Annotated in this window: 17 protein-coding genes and 3 pseudogenes; 9 read left to right on the top strand and 11 right to left on the bottom strand. The window is 62.8% G+C overall.

Annotated elements, in window-relative coordinates:
* Positions 1 to 57: 57 nt before the first annotated feature.
* Positions 58 to 966, top strand: coding sequence for a LysR family transcriptional regulator (locus OZ911_RS10735; protein ID WP_016486088.1), 909 nt, complete (start codon positions 58 to 60; stop codon positions 964 to 966).
* Positions 967 to 980: 14 nt separating this feature from the next.
* Here the strand turns inward: OZ911_RS10735 and OZ911_RS10730 are convergent, their stop codons facing one another.
* Complete coding sequence (locus tag OZ911_RS10730) at positions 981 to 1,472, bottom strand: GNAT family N-acetyltransferase (protein ID WP_023047290.1); 492 nt, start codon at positions 1,470 to 1,472, stop codon at positions 981 to 983.
* 183 nt (positions 1,473 to 1,655) lie between these two features.
* On the opposite strand from OZ911_RS10730, the gene OZ911_RS10725 reads away from it, so the two are divergent.
* The gene (locus OZ911_RS10725; RefSeq protein ID WP_023047289.1) at positions 1,656 to 2,246 is read left to right on the top strand and encodes a biliverdin-producing heme oxygenase; all 591 of its coding nucleotides are present in this window, start codon (positions 1,656 to 1,658) and stop codon (positions 2,244 to 2,246) included.
* A 204-nt stretch (positions 2,247 to 2,450) separates the two neighbouring features.
* Positions 2,451 to 2,825 carry a hypothetical protein gene (locus OZ911_RS10720; RefSeq protein WP_031311767.1) on the top strand — a complete coding sequence of 125 codons (375 nt, stop codon included), beginning with the start codon at positions 2,451 to 2,453 and terminating at the stop codon, positions 2,823 to 2,825.
* Between the two features lie 232 nt (positions 2,826 to 3,057).
* Here the strand turns inward: OZ911_RS10720 and OZ911_RS10715 are convergent, their stop codons facing one another.
* A complete protein-coding gene (locus OZ911_RS10715; RefSeq protein WP_016486084.1) occupies positions 3,058 to 3,216 on the bottom strand; it encodes a DUF2986 domain-containing protein in 159 nt (52 codons plus the stop codon).
* A 204-nt stretch (positions 3,217 to 3,420) separates the two neighbouring features.
* Between OZ911_RS10715 and OZ911_RS10710 the strand changes: the two genes are divergently transcribed.
* From OZ911_RS10710 to OZ911_RS10700, 3 genes are all read left to right on the top strand, one after another.
* Positions 3,421 to 5,175, top strand: a complete 1,755-nt coding sequence (locus tag OZ911_RS10710) for a phosphoethanolamine transferase CptA (protein ID WP_080641008.1) — start codon at positions 3,421 to 3,423, stop codon at positions 5,173 to 5,175.
* Positions 5,176 to 5,383: 208 nt separating this feature from the next.
* Positions 5,384 to 6,052 (top strand): TetR/AcrR family transcriptional regulator, encoded by a 669-nt coding sequence (locus OZ911_RS10705; RefSeq protein ID WP_023047286.1) that lies wholly within the window; start codon positions 5,384 to 5,386, stop codon positions 6,050 to 6,052.
* A 10-nt stretch (positions 6,053 to 6,062) separates the two neighbouring features.
* The gene (locus OZ911_RS10700; RefSeq protein WP_070086754.1) at positions 6,063 to 7,577 is read left to right on the top strand and encodes an MDR family MFS transporter; all 1,515 of its coding nucleotides are present in this window, start codon (positions 6,063 to 6,065) and stop codon (positions 7,575 to 7,577) included.
* Positions 7,578 to 7,587: 10 nt separating this feature from the next.
* Here the strand turns inward: OZ911_RS10700 and OZ911_RS10695 are convergent.
* The 5 genes and pseudogenes from OZ911_RS10695 to OZ911_RS10675 form a co-directional block, all read right to left on the bottom strand.
* Positions 7,588 to 7,860 (bottom strand): annotated as a pseudogene (locus OZ911_RS10695) (ABC-type transport auxiliary lipoprotein family protein); the annotation flags it as partial.
* Positions 7,854 to 8,168, bottom strand: a pseudogene (locus tag OZ911_RS10690) (paraquat-inducible protein A); the annotation flags it as partial. The pseudogenes OZ911_RS10695 and OZ911_RS10690, both read right to left, overlap by 7 nt.
* Positions 8,165 to 8,269, bottom strand: a pseudogene (locus tag OZ911_RS10685) (paraquat-inducible protein A); the annotation flags it as partial. The pseudogenes OZ911_RS10690 and OZ911_RS10685, both read right to left, overlap by 4 nt.
* 108 nt (positions 8,270 to 8,377) lie before the next feature.
* A complete protein-coding gene (locus OZ911_RS10680; RefSeq protein ID WP_016486077.1) occupies positions 8,378 to 9,283 on the bottom strand; it encodes a LysR family transcriptional regulator in 906 nt (301 codons plus the stop codon).
* Positions 9,284 to 9,433: 150 nt separating this feature from the next.
* Entirely contained in the window at positions 9,434 to 9,619 is a 186-nt protein-coding gene (locus OZ911_RS10675) for a hypothetical protein (protein WP_024717937.1), read from the bottom strand.
* Positions 9,620 to 9,782: 163 nt separating this feature from the next.
* Here OZ911_RS10675 and OZ911_RS10670 point away from each other — a divergent pair, with 163 nt between their 5' ends.
* Together OZ911_RS10670 and OZ911_RS10665 are read left to right on the top strand one after the other, a co-directional pair.
* Positions 9,783 to 10,169 carry a VOC family protein gene (locus OZ911_RS10670; protein ID WP_016486075.1) on the top strand — a complete coding sequence of 129 codons (387 nt, stop codon included), beginning with the start codon at positions 9,783 to 9,785 and terminating at the stop codon, positions 10,167 to 10,169.
* Between the two features lie 30 nt (positions 10,170 to 10,199).
* Positions 10,200 to 10,769: a hypothetical protein gene (locus OZ911_RS10665; protein WP_016486074.1), complete on the top strand. Its 570-nt coding sequence runs from the start codon at positions 10,200 to 10,202 to the stop codon at positions 10,767 to 10,769.
* Between the two features lie 104 nt (positions 10,770 to 10,873).
* On the opposite strand, the gene OZ911_RS10660 is transcribed toward OZ911_RS10665, so the two are convergent.
* A complete protein-coding gene (locus OZ911_RS10660; protein WP_016486073.1) occupies positions 10,874 to 12,547 on the bottom strand; it encodes an MFS transporter in 1,674 nt (557 codons plus the stop codon).
* A gap of 207 nt (positions 12,548 to 12,754) precedes the next feature.
* Here OZ911_RS10660 and OZ911_RS10655 point away from each other — a divergent pair, with 207 nt between their 5' ends.
* Positions 12,755 to 13,441, top strand: a complete 687-nt coding sequence (locus OZ911_RS10655) for a helix-turn-helix domain-containing protein (RefSeq protein ID WP_023047283.1) — start codon at positions 12,755 to 12,757, stop codon at positions 13,439 to 13,441.
* Here the strand turns inward: OZ911_RS10655 and OZ911_RS10650 are convergent.
* The 3 genes from OZ911_RS10650 to OZ911_RS10640 form a co-directional block, all read right to left on the bottom strand.
* The gene (locus OZ911_RS10650; RefSeq protein ID WP_023047282.1) at positions 13,403 to 14,305 is read right to left on the bottom strand and encodes a sterol desaturase family protein; all 903 of its coding nucleotides are present in this window, start codon (positions 14,303 to 14,305) and stop codon (positions 13,403 to 13,405) included. The two genes, OZ911_RS10655 and OZ911_RS10650, sit on opposite strands and share 39 nt — an antisense overlap.
* A 245-nt stretch (positions 14,306 to 14,550) precedes the next feature.
* Positions 14,551 to 14,970, bottom strand: a complete 420-nt coding sequence (locus OZ911_RS10645; protein WP_070086753.1) for a VOC family protein — start codon at positions 14,968 to 14,970, stop codon at positions 14,551 to 14,553.
* A 77-nt stretch (positions 14,971 to 15,047) separates the two neighbouring features.
* On the bottom strand, positions 15,048 to 15,974 hold the full coding sequence (locus tag OZ911_RS10640; protein WP_016486069.1) for an alpha/beta fold hydrolase: 927 nt from the start codon (positions 15,972 to 15,974) through the stop codon (positions 15,048 to 15,050).
* Between the last annotated feature and the right edge of the window lie 121 nt (positions 15,975 to 16,095).

Below are 16,095 nucleotides of genomic sequence, written 5' to 3'. Positions count from 1 at the left end.
AGCGTCTCCCGATCGGGCTATACAATGGCCTCAATACACCTATTGAGAATTGCAATAATGAGTGCCGCCGATGCCCTGCCCGAGCCCAAGTTGCTGCAACTGTTCGACCTGCTGTATCACTGCCGCAGCGTTACGCGTGCCGCAGAGCAGCTGGGCCAAAGCCAGCCAACCATCAGCATCTGGCTGGCCCGCCTGCGTCAGCAACTGAACGACCCGTTATTTGTCCGCACCCCCGGTGGCATGGCCCCGACTCCGCGCGCCGACCAGTTGATCGGGCCCTGCCGCGAAGTACTCGAATCGCTGCGTCGGCTGACGGCGTGGGAACCGCAATTCACACCCGCCACCGCGCAAAGACACTTTCGCCTGTGTGTCAGCGATGCCAGCCATATCACCTTGCTGCCGAGCATCCTCAACTACCTGCGCAGCCATGCCCCCGGCATTCGCCTGGAGGCGGCGCGCATCGACGGCAATAGCGAAAGTGCCCTGGAGTCGGGCGAGGCCGACCTGGCCATTGGTTTTGTGCCCTGGCTGGGAGGCGGGATGTATCAGCAGGTATTGTTCGATCAGGACTGGGTGTGCCTGAGCAATCGCCAGCACCCGCGCCTCGCCCATGGCATGAATGTGGCCCGCTACCAAGCCGAAGGCCATGTACAGATCAGCGCAGGCACCGGCCAGAAGTTGCTGGAGGCGGGGCTGGCCCGGGCGGGTATAGAGCGCCGGATCGTGCTGGATCTACCGGCGTTCCTGGGGCTGGGGATGATCGTTGGCAGCACCGACCTGGTCGCCACCCTACCAAGGCATATCGGCCAGACCCTTGCCGACATGCACGACCTGCAAGTGCACGACTGCCCATTCGCTGTGGAGGGCTTCACCGTGAAACAGCACTGGCATGCGCGCTATCACCAAGACAGTGGCAACCGCTGGCTCAGGGAAGTGATCCACGGTCTTTTCGGTCGATCGGCCTGATCCTGGCCCATGGATTACAGCGCGAGGATCATTTCATGCCAGGCCATGCCGCCATGGTCCGAAGGCGACGGTTTGACGTACTGATATCCCATCTTCTGGTACAGCGCCACATGCTGCTGCTTGCACATCAGGTGAATGGCCTGTTTGCCTGACGCCTTCATGCGGGCGATGAATTCGTCCATCAACCGCTTGGCGTAACCGTTGCCCTGGTGCGCAGGGTCCACCACCACCGACATGATCACCACGTTCGGTGCTGCCGGGTCATGGCCGACCAGTTCCTTGAAGTCTTCATCAGACATGACCACTTCGTAGGCGCAACCGCTATTGATGAAGCCGACGATTTCACCCATGTTTTCCAGGATGAGGAAGCCGTGCGGATACTGCGCGATGCGGGTGCGGATTTTTTCCAGCGTGGCCGCTTCATCTCCTTCATAGGCGCCGATTTCAATGGCGTAGCAGCGCTCGGCGTCTGCAACGGTGGGGGTACGGAACTGTAGGGTACTCATGACTGGCTCCCGGGGAACTTGAATGCGTCAGCCATGTTAAATCAGTCGCGGGCAAGCCGCTCCTATAGCCCAAGGGCTGGTGTTTTTTCGACCCACCGACGTGCGGGGCTCTCGCTCGCGCTTGCCGCCTACCCTTGCTGGCAAGCATGATTGACACATTGCCTTCTTGCCACGGATACACCCATGACAGCTGTACACTCCGACCTCTTGCAGCCGAGCCGCTGCCAACGCCTGAAAGCGGCTAGCAGCCGGGACCATGACAGCGTTGATCAACTGGTAATGGCGGCCCGGCCCTTCGAGAGCCACGAGCGTTATGGCCGCTTTCTGCAGGTGCAGCACCGTTTTCATGGCAGCCTAGTGGCGCTTTACCAGGATGACCAACTCAACCAGCGCCTGCCGGGCCTGGTGGCGCTGTCACGCTTCGCGGCAGTAGAGGACGACTTGCGTGACCTGGGCCTGTCGCTGCCAGCGCCGCCTCGACAAGTCAGCGCCAGCCCGGCCCAGGCGCTGGGATGGCTGTATTGCAGTGAAGGCTCGAACCTGGGGGCGGCGTTCCTGTTCAAGCAAACCCAGCGCCTGGGCCTGGATGGCGATCAGGGTGCCCGCCACCTGGCACCGCACCCCGATGGGCGCGCGTTGCACTGGCGCGAGTTCGTGGCCAGGCTTGATGGCCTGGTGCTGACTGACGAGCAAGAGGCCGAGGTGATTGTGGGTACGATTGCCGCGTTCGACAGTTACCGGGCACACCTGCGAGAAGTGTTCGCAAACCAATGAACAGTAGATCGCTGCACGCGCACAGTCAGGCTTGTGGAACGTAGTGACCAGGCATCATAAATTTCTACAAGTTGTTGCTGTAGCGAACTTTTTCCCGTTTGCCGGTCTATGTGGGAGGCACAGAAAGGTAGCGGAACGCGAGACAAGGTTCGTCCACACCTGCTGGCCAGATGGCTCAATTGTTATCAGAGGTTGGCTTCGCTCATGAAAATACATGTCGCAAGGTTGGTGCTGCTCGGCCTGTTCTCGTTCGCGGCGGTGGGCACGGCATCCGCAACTCAAATGAAAGCACCGGTGGCGATGGCGCCTGCGGTTCAGTCACCGTTACAGCCTGCCGCCAACCCCTGGTCGAGGGTGGCCAGTGTAGCCAATGCACAGCCGGCCACGCTGCTGGCTCACGACGACGACCGCTGGCATGACCACAGAAGCGACTGGCGCCGTGAGCAGTGGCGGCGGGAGCAAGCCCGGCGGGACTGGGAGCGGCGGCGTGACTGGGAACGGCGCCGTGATTGGGAGCGCCGCCATGAGCGGGCCATGCACCAGCGCCACCATGGCGACTACCGTTATTACCGCCGTTGACCATCACGCCTGATGCGGGTCGCACGCTCTGTGGGACAGCTGTCTGGTGCTGCTTGATCTGGCCTCATCGCCGCCTGGCCAGCGCCCACAGGTACAGCGCAAGCTTCAGACTTATGCAGTACCTGTGAAAGCAGCCCCGGCAAGGGTTGCCGTGACGTTGAAATCTGGGGCCGCTATGCGGCCCTATCGCGACGCAAGGCCGCTCCCACAGGGTAAGTTTCCAATTCCGCTATCAGCTTTGCGCTGCATCAGGGGTATCCCCCGCCGCCTCTGCTTCCATCTTCAAGCGGTCTGCCTTGCAGATGTACTTGGGCTTGCGCGGCGCCAGTTTGGCATTGGCCTTCTTGGCATGCGCCTCCAATAGCTGCTTGATTTTCTTTCGACGATTCATAATCCACAGGGCCTGTCAGTGCGGTTTTGCAGACTACATAGTACCTGTGTGGTCGGCGTATTGCGCCAGTAAACATGGCGCCGGGTAACCGGCCAGCCCCTGTCAGTCGCCACGTTGACGTTATTTTCACACGCCGCACATTAGCGTCACGCCCTTTAAGGTCACGGGCACATCCGCTGGCCGTCAAGGTACGACGAGGCATACGTGTCACACACTACATCCCCCACCGTGCGCACGCGCGTGGACTGGGCCGGCCTGGGCTGGCTGCTGCTGTTCTTCTGGTACTTCTCTGGCGTCACCCAGGCATTGCTGCTGTTCAGCGGTACTACCGGCTTCGCCGGTTTTCGCGATGCGTTCTTCCTCAGCAGCCTGTGGCTGGCCCCGGTGTTGCTGCTGCCCCGCTTCACCCGTGCCACGGCGGCCGTCATCGGCCTGGTACTGTGGGCTGCATCGCTGGTGGGCTTGAGCTACTTCGGCATCTATCGCCAGGAGTTCTCGCAAAGCGTCATCTTCGTGATGTTCGAATCCAATACCGCCGAGGCCGGTGAATACTTCAGCCAGTACTTCAGTGTGTGGCTGGGCCTGGCGCTGCTGCTCTACACGCTGGGTGCGGTACTGCTGTGGAAGCGCGTGCGCCCGGTCAGCCTGCCCCTGCGCAGCCGCCTGCCGGTGGTGGCCCTGTTGCTGGTGGCCAACCTGGTGTACCCGTTCTACAAGCAGATGGTCACCCAGGAGCGCAACTTCGCCGATGCCGCCGAGAAGGTGCAGCAGCGCATGGAGCCCGCCGTGCCCTGGCAACTGCTGGTGGGCTACCGTCAGTACCGCCAGCAACTGGACAACATGCAGGAGTTGCTGGCGCAGAATGCCGCGTTACCGCCTCTGCAAAACCTGCGTGACAGCAGCGGTACGGCGCCACGCACCTTGGTGCTGGTGCTGGGCGAGTCCACCACCCGCGAGCACATGCACCTGTACGGCTACAACCGCGACACCACACCCAACCTCGACGCACTGGCGGCCAGCGACAAGGGCCTGACGGTGTTCCGCGACGTGGTATCCCCACGCCCGTACACCATTGAGGTGATGCAGCAGATCCTCACCTTTGGCAACGAGCAAAACCCGGACCGCTTCCTTACCGATCCCTCGCTGATCAACCTGATGAAACAGGCAGGCTACAAGACCTTCTGGATCACCAACCAGCAGACCATGACCAAGCGCAACACCATGCTGACCACCTTCTCGCAGCAGACCGACGCCCCGGTCTACCTGAACAACCAGCGCAACCAGAACGCCAGCCAGTACGATGACGTGGTGCTGGCGCCGTTCGAGAAGGCCCTGCAAGACCCGGCGCCAAACAAGTTCATCATTGTGCACCTGCTGGGCACGCACATGGACTATCGCTTCCGCTACCCGAACGACTACGCGCACTTCACCGATGGCCAAGGCGTACCGAAAGTGCTGACGCCAGACCAGGTAGAAACCTACAACTTCTACGACAACGCGGTGCGCTACAACGACTACGTGGTTTCGAGCCTGATCAAGCGTTATGCGGCCGGCAGCCCCAATGGCTTCCTGCTGTACCTGTCTGACCACGGCGAAGACGTGTACAGCTCCGGTAACCACGACCGCCTGGGGCGCAACGAAGGCGCGCCGACCCGGCCGATGTACACCATCCCGTTCCTGCTGTGGACCTCGCCACGCTGGCAGGCCGAGCACCCCCGCGACCTGCAGGCGATGGCCAGCCGCCCTTACAGCAGTTCGCACCTGATCCATACCCTGTCCGACCTGGCCGGGCTGAGCTACGACCGCTTTGAGCCGGCCAAGAGCCTGGTGAGCACAGAATTTGTCGTGGCACCACGCTGGATTGGTGACCCGTACCGCAAGGATGGCTTGCGCGAGTTCGACCACCTGCCACTGGACAAGCCCGGGCAAGTGCAGGAAACGGCCAGTAATCACCAGTAGATCGTCACGTGTAGGGGCAGCCTTGTGCTGCGAAGAGGCCGGTATTGGAGGCATACGGATGCGTGGCCTGTACCGGCCGCTTCGCAGCACAAGGCTGCTCCAACAAGAATCGCGATAGGCCGTTTGCCGTATAAATTAAATTTAAATTGATTTTAGATTAAGTCTCAGCCACGCTCTGCCCACATTCCTGGTTTGCAGAGTACCCACCATGTCCGCAGCCCCCCGCGAACCCCGCAAGGACGGCGCCGTCACCCGTACGCGCATCCTCGAAGCCGCCGGCGAACTGTTCGCCGCACTGGGTTACGCCGAAACCAGCAACAAGGCCGTCGCGGCCAAGGCCGAGGTCGACCTGGCGTCGATCAATTACCATTTTGGCAGCCGCAATGGCCTGTACCTGGCCGTGCTCGACGAGGCCCGCCAACGCTTCCTCGACCTCAGCGACCTGCAACGCATCACCCAAGGCAGCCAGACACCGGCCGAAAAGCTGCGCGTGCTGGTGGAACTGGTGGTCTACAAGGCCACACAGGCCCGGGACAACTGGCACTTGCGGGTACTGGCCGCAGAAATCCTCGCCCCCAGCCCTCATGGCCAGGCGCATCTGCAGGCGGCCGCCCCCCTGCGCCTGTCACTGCTCAAGGGGCTGTTCAGCGAGGTCAGCACCATCCCCGTCGACGAACCGGCCCTGACCCGCTGCATCCTGTGCGTCACAGCGCCGTGGGCAATGCTGCTGATCGGCCCGCGCGGCGGCTCCGGGGCGCTGCACGAAATTCTGCAGATGCCCAGCGAGGCCGTTGCTGTGCAGCTTTACCGCTTTGCCCTTGCAGGCCTGCAGGACGCTGGCCAGCAGCATGCCCAGGCCAACGCCACACCCAGCTGAGGTAAGCACCGTGCAACCTGTATCCAATGATACCTCCCCCGCCGCAACGGACGCGCAAACCTCCATTCCACTGCTGCTGGCAGCGCTCATGCTGGTGATGTTCCTGGCCGCCCTCGACCAGACCATCGTCTCGACCGCACTGCCAACCATCGTCAGCGACCTCGGTGGGCTGCGCTGGCTGTCGTGGGTGGTCACCGCCTACCTGCTGGCCTCCACGGTAGTGGTGCCGCTGTATGGCAAGTTCGGTGACCAGTTCGGCCGCAAGCGCGTGCTGCAGGTGGCCATCGTGCTGTTCCTGCTGGGCTCGGCCTTGTGTGGCGCAGCACAGGACATGGCCCAGCTGATCGTCTTCCGTACCCTGCAAGGGCTGGGTGGCGGCGGCTTGATGGTGGTGGCGATGGCCGCCATCGGTGATGTCATCCCGCCTGCCGAACGTGGCCGCTACCAGGGCCTGTTCGGTGGCGTGTTCGGCCTGGCCACCGTGGTAGGGCCGCTGATCGGCGGTTTTCTGGTCGAGCAACTGTCGTGGCACTGGATCTTCTACATCAACCTGCCCCTGGGCCTGCTGGCGCTGCTGGTTATCGGCAGTGTTTTCCGCCCGCACGTGGCCCTGGTACGGCATACGGTGGACTACATCGGCGCGTTCTTTCTTACCGTGGCATTGGCGGCCCTTGTACTCATCACCAGCCTGGGCGGCAGCTTGCTGGCGTGGCAGTCGCTGGACATGCTTTGCCTTTCGTTGTTCGCCCTGATCGGCCTGGTCGGCTTCGTCCTGGAACAACGCCGCGCCGCCGAGCCCATCATGCCGCTGCACCTGTTCCGTCACCGTACCTTCGTGCTTGCCGGGCTGATAGGTTTCATCGTCGGGGTGTCGCTGTTCGGCGCGGTCACCTTCCTGCCGCTGTACATGCAGGTAGTCAAGGACGCCACGCCCACCAGCGCCGGGCTGCAGATGCTGCCGCTGATGGGTGGCCTGCTGGTGGTGTCGGCGATTACCGGGCGGCTGATCAGCCGCTGGGGGCGTTACCGGGTGTTCCCGATCCTCGGCACGTTGCTGCAAGCCATTGCCCTGGGCCTGCTCAGCCGGCTGGAGCTGGATACCCCCATGGCGCTGATGAACCTGTACATGGGCTTGCTGGGTGCCGGCCTGGGGATGGTCATGCAGGTGCTGATCCTGGCCGTGCAGAACAGCGTCGAGTTGCGCCACATGGGCGTGGCGACCTCAGGGGCCACCTTGTTCCGCTCGATTGGCGGCGCCATTGGCGTGTCGTTGTTCGGCGCCCTGTTCTCGCATGCCTTGCTGGGTGGCCTGGGCAGTGACTTCGCCGCCAGTGCCGGGGGAGCCGCAAGCCTTTCGCCAACTGCCGTGCATGCCCTGCCCGCCGCCCTGCAGCACAGCTACCTGCAGGCATTTTCCGGGGCGATGCATGGCGTGTTCCTGCTGGCCGCAGCGATCACCAGCGTGGCTTTCGCACTGTCCTGGCTGCTGCGTGAGGTGCCGCTACGCAAAGCGACGCAGGGTTGACGACAGGCCTTCAGCCAGCTTGCAAGCAGCTACCCCGACCGGCACTGCCCCGCACCGCCTCGGCCAGCTTGCGCAGGTTGGCCTGATGCGCATTCACCAGGCTGGTGATGCTGTTGTCAGCCACCGTCTGCACCGAGGTGCGGCAGGTCAGCTCAGCCTGCCCTACCCGCTTCAGCCGCCACACAGCGTCCAGCGAGGCATAGCGCCCCGGCACCGTATCGAAGCGCTGTACGTCCACCCGCAGTGCCGCAGTGCCGCCACCCGCTGGCCCACCCAGCTGGCAATGAAGATCATCAGCGCGATGTCCCAGGCGCCGGCCTCCCAGAACTCCAGCACGCCACCACCAATGGTGCTTTCACTGCCACTGCCAAGCATTTGGGTGTGTATCACCGGCAGTAGGTTGGCAGGGATATAGAACACCAACGCCGCCAGCAGAAACGCCCAGCCCCGAGTGATGGCATTGGCCTTGCGTCGGTGGATGGCTGCACCGCAGCGGGTGCATCTGTGAGCGCCGCTACTCAGCTCACAGGCCTGGCCGCAGCCATGGCACAGGCACAGGCCCAGCTCGTCGGCGTTGGCCGGGTCATTCATACCTGCACCCACAAGTCGCGAATATCCTTGCCGGCGATATGGATGATCAGCATGCTCAACGCGGCCAAGGCCAGCAGGCCGATACCGGGGATCGCCGGCAAAGGGCGCGCTCGTGCTTGAGCAGTGGCGCACGCTGGTACACCGTGTCGCAGTACTCACAGATGATCAGATCCTGGCGCTGCTAGTGCGTGCCGCACGGCATGCCCGCCTCAGAACTTCGCCAGTTCTTCCCGGCAAAACTCCACAAACAACTGTGCAGGCTTGGTCAGTTGCACCCGCTTCAACCACGCCGCCGCCAGCCCCGACAACGCCACCGGCTCGGCGATATCCAGGATGGCCAGACGCTGGCCGTCGTAGGTGAATTCCGAATGCGGCCGGGTCACCAGCAGCGAAAAACCGAAGCCCTGCCCGACCATGCCACGCACCATCTCGATCGACGGCGAGCTGAAGACGATGTTCGGCGTCAGGCCCATCTCGTTGAACAGGCTGACGAAGTAGGTGCGGCTGGGGGCCACGTCCAGCAGGATCATCGGCTCCGGGCACAGGTCGCGGAGCGACACGTGGGCCTGGCCGGCAAAGCGGTGGTTTTCCGGCAGCAGCACGTAGGGCTTTTGCGGCGGCATCAACGGCTCGGCTTCGATGGTGCCGTCCAGGTCATGATCATAAAGAAACGCCAGATCGAACGTGCCGGCGGTCAAGCCCTGGATCAGCTCCTGCTGCTCGCCGTCGCGCAGGCGGATATCCACGCCGGGGTAACGCTGGCGAAAGCCGGCGATCAGCCGCGGCAGATACAGCGGTGCGACGGTTTCGAAACAGCCAATGTCGATCTGCCCCGCCACGGTGTCGTTGTCGGCCAGGGCGTTCTGCTCGAATTCATGGGCCATCTGCAGCAGCGACCGGGTCTTGGCGTAGAAGCGCTTGCCGCTGGGCGTCAGTGATACGCCTTGGGCGTGGTGGCGGATGAACAACTGCACACCAAAGCTTTCTTCCAGGCTCTTGATGGCCGTGGAAATGGACGGCTGGGCAATGTACAGCTGGCGCGAGGCCTCAGCCACGCTGCCGGCCTCCACGGTGGTGACGAAGTACTTCAGTTGTCGCAAGGTATAGGCAGCCACAGGGTACCTCTCTGACGCTGGTCTGGGCAGACTGGGATCATGCCTGACACTTTACCCCTGACCAGCGGCGAGTGGGTGCTGAGAGCGGAAGGATTTACCTATGCCTTGCACAGGTTTTTTGTATGGGCCGAGTTGCCCCGGCCCGTTGCTTCACTCGAATTCCGGGTTCTCCGGAACGCAGTCCTCCCCAATCTGCTTGTACCCCGACTCACAGCCCATTGCGCAAACCGGGGCCACGCTACGCTTGCGCCGGGACAGCGTTGCAGACGGCTTGGCGGCATCCGCCTGATCCTCATCACGGGTGTCTGGCAGGTCTTTCATCGGTTCATCTTGCACGCATTGCACTCCTTGGTGGGTTAGGTAAGGCCAGGCCAACGATAGGTCGCGCATCCACTGCCACGCAGCGGGAAAAAAGCCCCACAGGCAATGCAGCCACTGGTCAAAAACGCCCTAACGTCTTTACTGATAGTCATCGGCCCCAGGTAAACGGTGTGCGCTTATGAAGATCGTGGTCACCAGCATTCTCGTCGACGACCAGGCCAAGGCCCTGGCCTTCTACCACTACGTACTCGGTTTCGAGCCCAGACATGACATTCCCATGGGCCGGCACCGCTGGCTGACCCTGACCTCCCCCAACGATCCCAGTGGCGTCGAACTGCTGCTCGAGCCCGACGCGCACCCGGCGGCCAAGGTGTACAAGGCCGCCTTAAAGCAGGACGGGATCCCCGCCACTTCGTTTGGCGTACGTGATATCCAGGCCGAATACACACGGCTGTGTGCAGCGGGCGTGCAGTTCACCCGGCCGCCCACCGACATGGGCCCCGTCACCGTGGCCGTATTCGATGACACCTGTGGCAACCTGATCCAGATCGCCCAGAAACACTGACACCCCAACGCGCACCAATAAGGAAAACAGATGCGCCACGAATTCAGCGAAGTACTCAATGACCTGGTCGATTACTTTCTGCTTGGCGATATCCAGCTGCTCGAGCGCTTCAAGCAAGAGCATGAGCTTGCAGATGACCTGGCCTACGCCTTCACCCATGACGACAGCGGCGACAAGGCGGTGCGCGAAGGCATCGTGCTGCCGCTGGCCGGGGTCGACAACCTGCCTTACCGCATCCTGTTCACGCTCGATGGCCATACCCCGGCCCTGCGCGAAGCCGGCAGCCGGCTCAAGCACCGGCGCAATGGCTATGTGCTGCGCGTGGAGCATGGGGCGCTGATGCTGTACACCTGGCGCATCCTGCAGCACTTCACGCCCAAGACCCTGGGTGACCTGATTGCCCGCTACCAAGTGCCGGGGCGGCCCATCATCGAGCTGGACAACGGCTGGTATGACGTGGAAGTGCTGGCGGGGGCACTGGTGCGCGACGGGCTGTACGAGCCGGCGTTCGAATTCGTGTTGAAAAAGCGCTGGAGCCGGGGTGAGCCAGTTGACGTGGATACGGGGTATACCTTCGGCTTGCGAGGGTACTTCGACTGATTGACTGCCTGTGCCGGCCGCTTCGCGGGTAAACCCGCTCCCACATGTACAACACAGTCTGTGAGAGCGGGCTTGCCCGCGAAGCGGCCGGCACAGCTGCCCCATCAGTTGATATCCCGGTCCTTGGTCTCTGGCAGGAACAGTATCCCCAGCACCGCCGTCATTACCGCGATCACGATCGGGTACCACAAGCCGTAATAGATATCCCCGGTAGCCGCCACCATGGCAAACGCAACCGTGGGCAAGAAGCCGCCGAACCAGCCATTACCGATGTGATAAGGCAGCGACATCGAGGTGTAGCGGATACGCGCCGGGAACAGCTCCACCAGCCAGGCAGCGATTGGCCCGTAGACCATGGTCACGTAGATCACCAGGATGGTCAGCAACAGCAGCACCATCGGGTAGTGGATCTTCGCGGGGTCGGCCTTTTCCGGGTAGCCTGCTTCTTTCAACGCACCACTCAAGGTGGCGGTAAACGCCTCGTTCTGCACTTTGAAATCCGCTGCGGCCATGCTGCTGCCTTCAAAGCTTGGCAGTACCCGCTCACCGATACGAATCTGCGCCACGCTGCCAGGTTCGGCCGCCTGGTTGGTGTAAGGAATGGCGCGCTTGGCCAGCAGGCTCTTGGCAATGTCGCAGGAGCTGGTGAATTTGGCCTTGCCCACCGGGTCGAACTGGAACGCGCACTGGCCAGGGTCAGCCACCACCACGACCGGGTTCTGCTCCTGGGCGACGAACACGTCCGGGTTGCCGTACTCGGTCAGCGCCTTGAAGATCGGGAAATAGGTCAGCGCAGCGATGATGCAGCCGGCCATGATGATTTTCTTGCGGCCAATGCGGTCGGACAGGCTGCCGAAGAATATGAAGAACGGCGTGCCGATCAGCAACGAGCCAGCAATCAGCAGGTTGGCCGTCTGCGGCTCGATCTTGAGCATCTGCAACAGGAAGAACAGTGCATAGAACTGCCCGGTGTACCAGACCACGGCCTGCCCGGCGGTGCCGCCCAGCAGCGACATGATCACCACCTTGAGGTTGTCCCAGCGGGCGAACGACTCGGTCAGCGGTGCCTTGGATGCCTTGCCCTCGGCCTTCATCTTAAGGAACACCGGCGACTCGTTGAGCTGCATGCGGATGTACACCGAGATTGCCAGCAGCAGGATCGACAGCAGGAACGGTACCCGCCAGCCCCAGGCCTCGAACACCTCGGTACCCATGACCGTGCGGCAGGTCATGATGACCAGCAGCGACAGGAACAGCCCCAAGGTCGCGGTGGTCTGGATCCAGGCGGTAAAGAAGCCGCGTCGGCCCTTCGGCGCATGTTCAGCCACATAGGTGGCCGCCCCGCCGTACTCGCCACCGAGGGCCAGGCCCTGCAGCAAGCGCAAGGTCACGAGGATGATCGGCGCTGCCACGCCGATCGCGCTGTAGCTCGGTAGCAGGCCCACCAGTGCCGTGGACAGGCCCATGATCACAATGGTGATGAGGAAGGTGTGCTTGCGCCCGATCATGTCGCCCAGGCGACCGAACACGATAGCCCCGAATGGCCGTACGGCAAAACCGGCGGCAAAGGCCATCAAGGCGAAGATGAACGAGGTGGTTTCATTGACACCGGCAAAGAAGTGCTTGGCGATGATCGCGGCCAGTGAACCATACAGGTAGAAGTCGTACCATTCGAACACCGTGCCCAGAGACGAGGCGAAGATGACCTTGCGCTCCTCCTTGGTAATGCCGCGTTGGGGCGCGCTACTGCCCGTGGATGCGCTGTCGATAACCGCCATGGGTTGCCTCCGTCTTGTCGTCATGCAGGCCGGAGCACCTCACAGGGAGTGAGTCACATCCCTTTCACCGTCGCACCCAGGCCCTAGGGCTTGCTTTGGTTGCGCGAAGCACGACGAGGCGGGCCGCCTCGGATCGCAGCAAGGTAAATGAAGCATAATCGGCTTTGCCGGGATATCCACCCGCCTGGCGCTACACAAGAGGGCGGCATGAACGACAAGGCAACACCGGGCTGGCAGGGCGACATCTGGTTGGCTGACGATTACTGCCTGCTGCGGTCTACGCTCGGCAGGACCGACAGCCACGTGCACTACGCGCATCAGATACTTGTCGGCCTCGGTGCGGATGTCGAGGTGCGCCTGGGCGAGCAGATCTGCAGCGGCCCGCAGGTGCTGATCGCGTCGCGGCAACCCCATGCCATCCTCAGTCATGGCGTACCCTGCCTTACCCTGTTCGCCGAACCGCTGGCGTTCGACCTGGCAGACCTTGCCCAGGCCTGCGAGCAAGCCGGCAACAGCGCAGAGCTTCTGGCTGAGAGCCTGGGGCGCTGGCCGCGTCGCCCGCTCGACCCGCGACTGGAAAAAGCCCTCGAGCGAATTCGCGCACTCGACCACAAGACATTGCCGGCCCAGGAACTGGCCAGCACTGCAGCGCTGTCGATCAGCCAGCTGGAACGCCTGTTCAGCGGCTCACTGAAACTGTCAGTGCGCCGGCTGGTGCTGTGGCAGCGCTTGCGCGTGGCCCTGCAACGGGCGCTGGGCGGCGCCAGCCTGACCGAAGCGGCATTGGCGGCGGGGTTTGCCGACTCGGCGCATTTCACCCGCAGCGTTCGCCACCAGTTCGGCCTCAGCCCCGGGTCAGTTTTGCGTCACTTGCGCCTCCGTACGCTCGGCTAAAGCCTGGCGCAGTCCGACCGGCAATAGCGCAGGTGGGTGAAACTCCCCGCTCACCCACGGCTCACGCAATTGCGCCAGGTACGCCTGCGGGTAGTCAGGCCGATCACCGATGCCCATGTCGTCATCCGCCAGCGCATAGCCTGGCAAGTACAGTAGCGTGCCAAGCAGGCGGTCCCAGAGCGGAAAGAACAGCGCAAAGTTGACGTCGCCGGTGCGGCCGTACTTCAGGTGATGCAGGCGATGCACCGGCGCCCAGGCAAACACATGGCGCAAGCCGCCGATGCGCATGTCCACATTACTGTGCTGTAACAACAGCTGGACAGACACACTGAATGCCAGCAACGCTGCCACATCCACGGGTAAGCCGAGCAGTAGCAGCGGCAAGGTGCCGCCCAAGGTTTCGAGCAACTGGTGAAGAGGGTGTTTCATCAACCCATTGAAGCCGTACAAGCGGGTGACACTGTGGTGCACCGCATGCAGCCGCCACAGCAGCGGGCTACGGTGGCTGGCGTAATGCACCAGGGTGATGCCCAGGTCGGCCAACGCAATGGCCAGCAGCAACTGCAAGGCCAACGGCCACTGATCAGGCCAAAACCCTGCTCCCGGCAGCCAGTGGGCAAGCAGCGGGATGGCCGCCACACTGCAGAGCGTCAGGCATTCGTTGATCAGTGCGTGGCAAAGGTCGCGGCGGCCATCGCCTTGTGTCTGGTTCCAGGCGGCCTTGTAGGGGATGAGTCGTTCGCAGGTGAATGACAGCAACACCGCACTGGCCAGCAGTGGCAGCAGCCACAACGGGTGGTCTGCCAATGACAGTGCCGCGGCAATGTAACCGAAGAAAAATAGCGGGGCGTAGAGGGTGCGCATGGGTGACTCCAGGTTGTCAGGAGCCACCAGTGTCGGGCCTGAGGCCAGGTAGGCGCTTGAAAGAACGGCGCATGCACAGCCGCTGAATCGGGGATGAATGCCCCCTTGGGTTCTGCTGCCACACAGAGACAGTGGTCTTGTGGGAGCGGACTTTGCCGGTGTTCGCGGGCCAAGCCTGTTTCCACAGGGGCCGCGTCAAAGTCGAGAAAACCGCTCGATCCAGTGCTCGCGAATGCACAGGTCGCTCATTTCGCCTCCGCGACTGGCCCCTTCAACTCCACCTGGTTGCCATCCGGGTCGTAGCAGTACAGGGACAGCCCCTCGCCTTCGGCGCCATAACGCTTTTCTGCGGGCTCGACCTTTACCCCGGCGGCTTCCAGGTAGGCGGTCAATGCGGCCTCGTCGAACGGCTCGATCCGCAGGCAGAAATGGTGCAGGTTGCGCCCCTCCACCCCCGGTGCCGCCCCGCCTGGCCGCCCCAACGGGCCGTCCAGGGTTACCAGGTCGATCATCGCCGTACCCGTGGCCAGGTGCACCATGCCCAGGTCTTCCCGTACGCGGCTCACATGGCAGCCGAGCAACCCGGTGTAGAAAGCAACGCTGCGCGGCAGGTCGCTGACGCGCAACACAAGGTGATCGATGTGCTTGATGGTGAACGGTCGCATGCCTGGGCTCCCTTTGGCGTTTTACGCAATGACGTTGGCCACCTTAGCCCAGGTCGCTGGAGCGTGACCAGAATCAGCTACTCATTCACCAACCGTTGCAGCACGCCGCCTTCATGCTGCGCGAGTATTCGCAACAGTTGGTCGACCAGCGCCCGGTCCGGGGCATCCAGGTGGAAGTGGTGCCCACCCGGGTGCCAGGAGACCTTCGCCTGGCTGGGCAAGGCCGCCTGACGCCGGGTAAAAGCCTCACCGGTGAATGCACCCTGCCGGCCGAACAGCAGGTACAACGGGCAGCGGATCTGGTTGAGCAGGTCGCAGGCGTCGCGCTCGGTCAGCGGCATGGGTTCGGGCAACACCAGGCGCGGGTCGTGGCGCCAGCAATAGCCATCACCCAGTTGCAGCAGGTCCCGCAATGCCAGCAACCGTGCGGCACCTTCCGACAGTTCGGTGTCGAGGCGCTCGCGGCGTTGCGCCAGGGCAATGTCCAGGTCTTCGAAGCGGCCAACGTCCGGCTCGGCGAAACCCGGCAGCTGGCTGCGCTGCACCATGCGCTTGAGCCGATAGGCCCGCGCCAGGTGCTGCACGCGGTCATCCTCGGCCACTGTGAACGGTGCACCCATGCCGTCGAGGAAGGTCATGCTGACGATGCCACTGGTCATGGCCGCCAGCAACGATGCAACACCGGTGCCCATGCCATGGGCCAGCACATGAAACTGTGACAGGCCCAGGCTGTCGGTCACCGCCAACATATCTTCGGCGTGCTCCCACAGGTAGTAGCCGCTGTCATGCCGGCGATGGTCCGAACGGCCATGACCGACCAGGTCGGGGGCCACAACGAAGCAGCCGTCCAGCATCGGTGCCAGGCGTTCGAACGAGGCAGCGTTGTCCAGCCAGCCATGCAAGGCCAGCACCGGGATACCGTCTTCGGCCCCCCAGGTACGCACCGCTATTTCAATACCATCGAGGTCAAGCAGATGATCTTTCGGACTGCACAGCGAACGCATTGCAATTCTCCTTGGCTGAAGCCTGCGCCATGGCCTGCTTCACCCTCTCGCAGATGCCCCCTCGCTGCTAGCCCCTCACCGACCCGTGCATGCGCAGGACCGACCGGTGCCGACATCTATC

This window comes from Pseudomonas fortuita (assembly GCF_026898135.2).
Lineage (GTDB): Bacteria > Pseudomonadota > Gammaproteobacteria > Pseudomonadales > Pseudomonadaceae > Aquipseudomonas > Aquipseudomonas fortuita.
Note: the sequence above shows the minus strand (reverse complement) of the source record. Positions and strands in the feature narration are given on the sequence as shown.

What these genes read in the sequence shown, in the direction of transcription:
- OZ911_RS10735 (WP_016486088.1), top strand. Translation starts at nt 58, where the DNA reads ATGAGTGCCGCCGATGCCCTGCCCGAGCCCAAGTTGCTGCAACTGTTC.
- OZ911_RS10705 (WP_023047286.1), top strand. Translation starts at nt 5,384, where the DNA reads ATGTCCGCAGCCCCCCGCGAACCCCGCAAGGACGGCGCCGTCACCCGT.
- OZ911_RS10720 (WP_031311767.1), top strand. Translation starts at nt 2,451, where the DNA reads ATGAAAATACATGTCGCAAGGTTGGTGCTGCTCGGCCTGTTCTCGTTC.
- OZ911_RS10665 (WP_016486074.1), top strand. Translation starts at nt 10,200, where the DNA reads ATGCGCCACGAATTCAGCGAAGTACTCAATGACCTGGTCGATTACTTT.
- OZ911_RS10640 (WP_016486069.1), bottom strand. Translation starts at nt 15,974, where the DNA reads ATGCGTTCGCTGTGCAGTCCGAAAGATCATCTGCTTGACCTCGATGGT.
- OZ911_RS10715 (WP_016486084.1), bottom strand. Translation starts at nt 3,216, where the DNA reads ATGAATCGTCGAAAGAAAATCAAGCAGCTATTGGAGGCGCATGCCAAG.
- OZ911_RS10670 (WP_016486075.1), top strand. Translation starts at nt 9,783, where the DNA reads ATGAAGATCGTGGTCACCAGCATTCTCGTCGACGACCAGGCCAAGGCC.
- OZ911_RS10650 (WP_023047282.1), bottom strand. Translation starts at nt 14,305, where the DNA reads ATGCGCACCCTCTACGCCCCGCTATTTTTCTTCGGTTACATTGCCGCG.
- OZ911_RS10725 (WP_023047289.1), top strand. Translation starts at nt 1,656, where the DNA reads ATGACAGCTGTACACTCCGACCTCTTGCAGCCGAGCCGCTGCCAACGC.
- OZ911_RS10655 (WP_023047283.1), top strand. Translation starts at nt 12,755, where the DNA reads ATGAACGACAAGGCAACACCGGGCTGGCAGGGCGACATCTGGTTGGCT.
- OZ911_RS10660 (WP_016486073.1), bottom strand. Translation starts at nt 12,547, where the DNA reads ATGGCGGTTATCGACAGCGCATCCACGGGCAGTAGCGCGCCCCAACGC.
- OZ911_RS10645 (WP_070086753.1), bottom strand. Translation starts at nt 14,970, where the DNA reads ATGCGACCGTTCACCATCAAGCACATCGATCACCTTGTGTTGCGCGTC.
- OZ911_RS10730 (WP_023047290.1), bottom strand. Translation starts at nt 1,472, where the DNA reads ATGAGTACCCTACAGTTCCGTACCCCCACCGTTGCAGACGCCGAGCGC.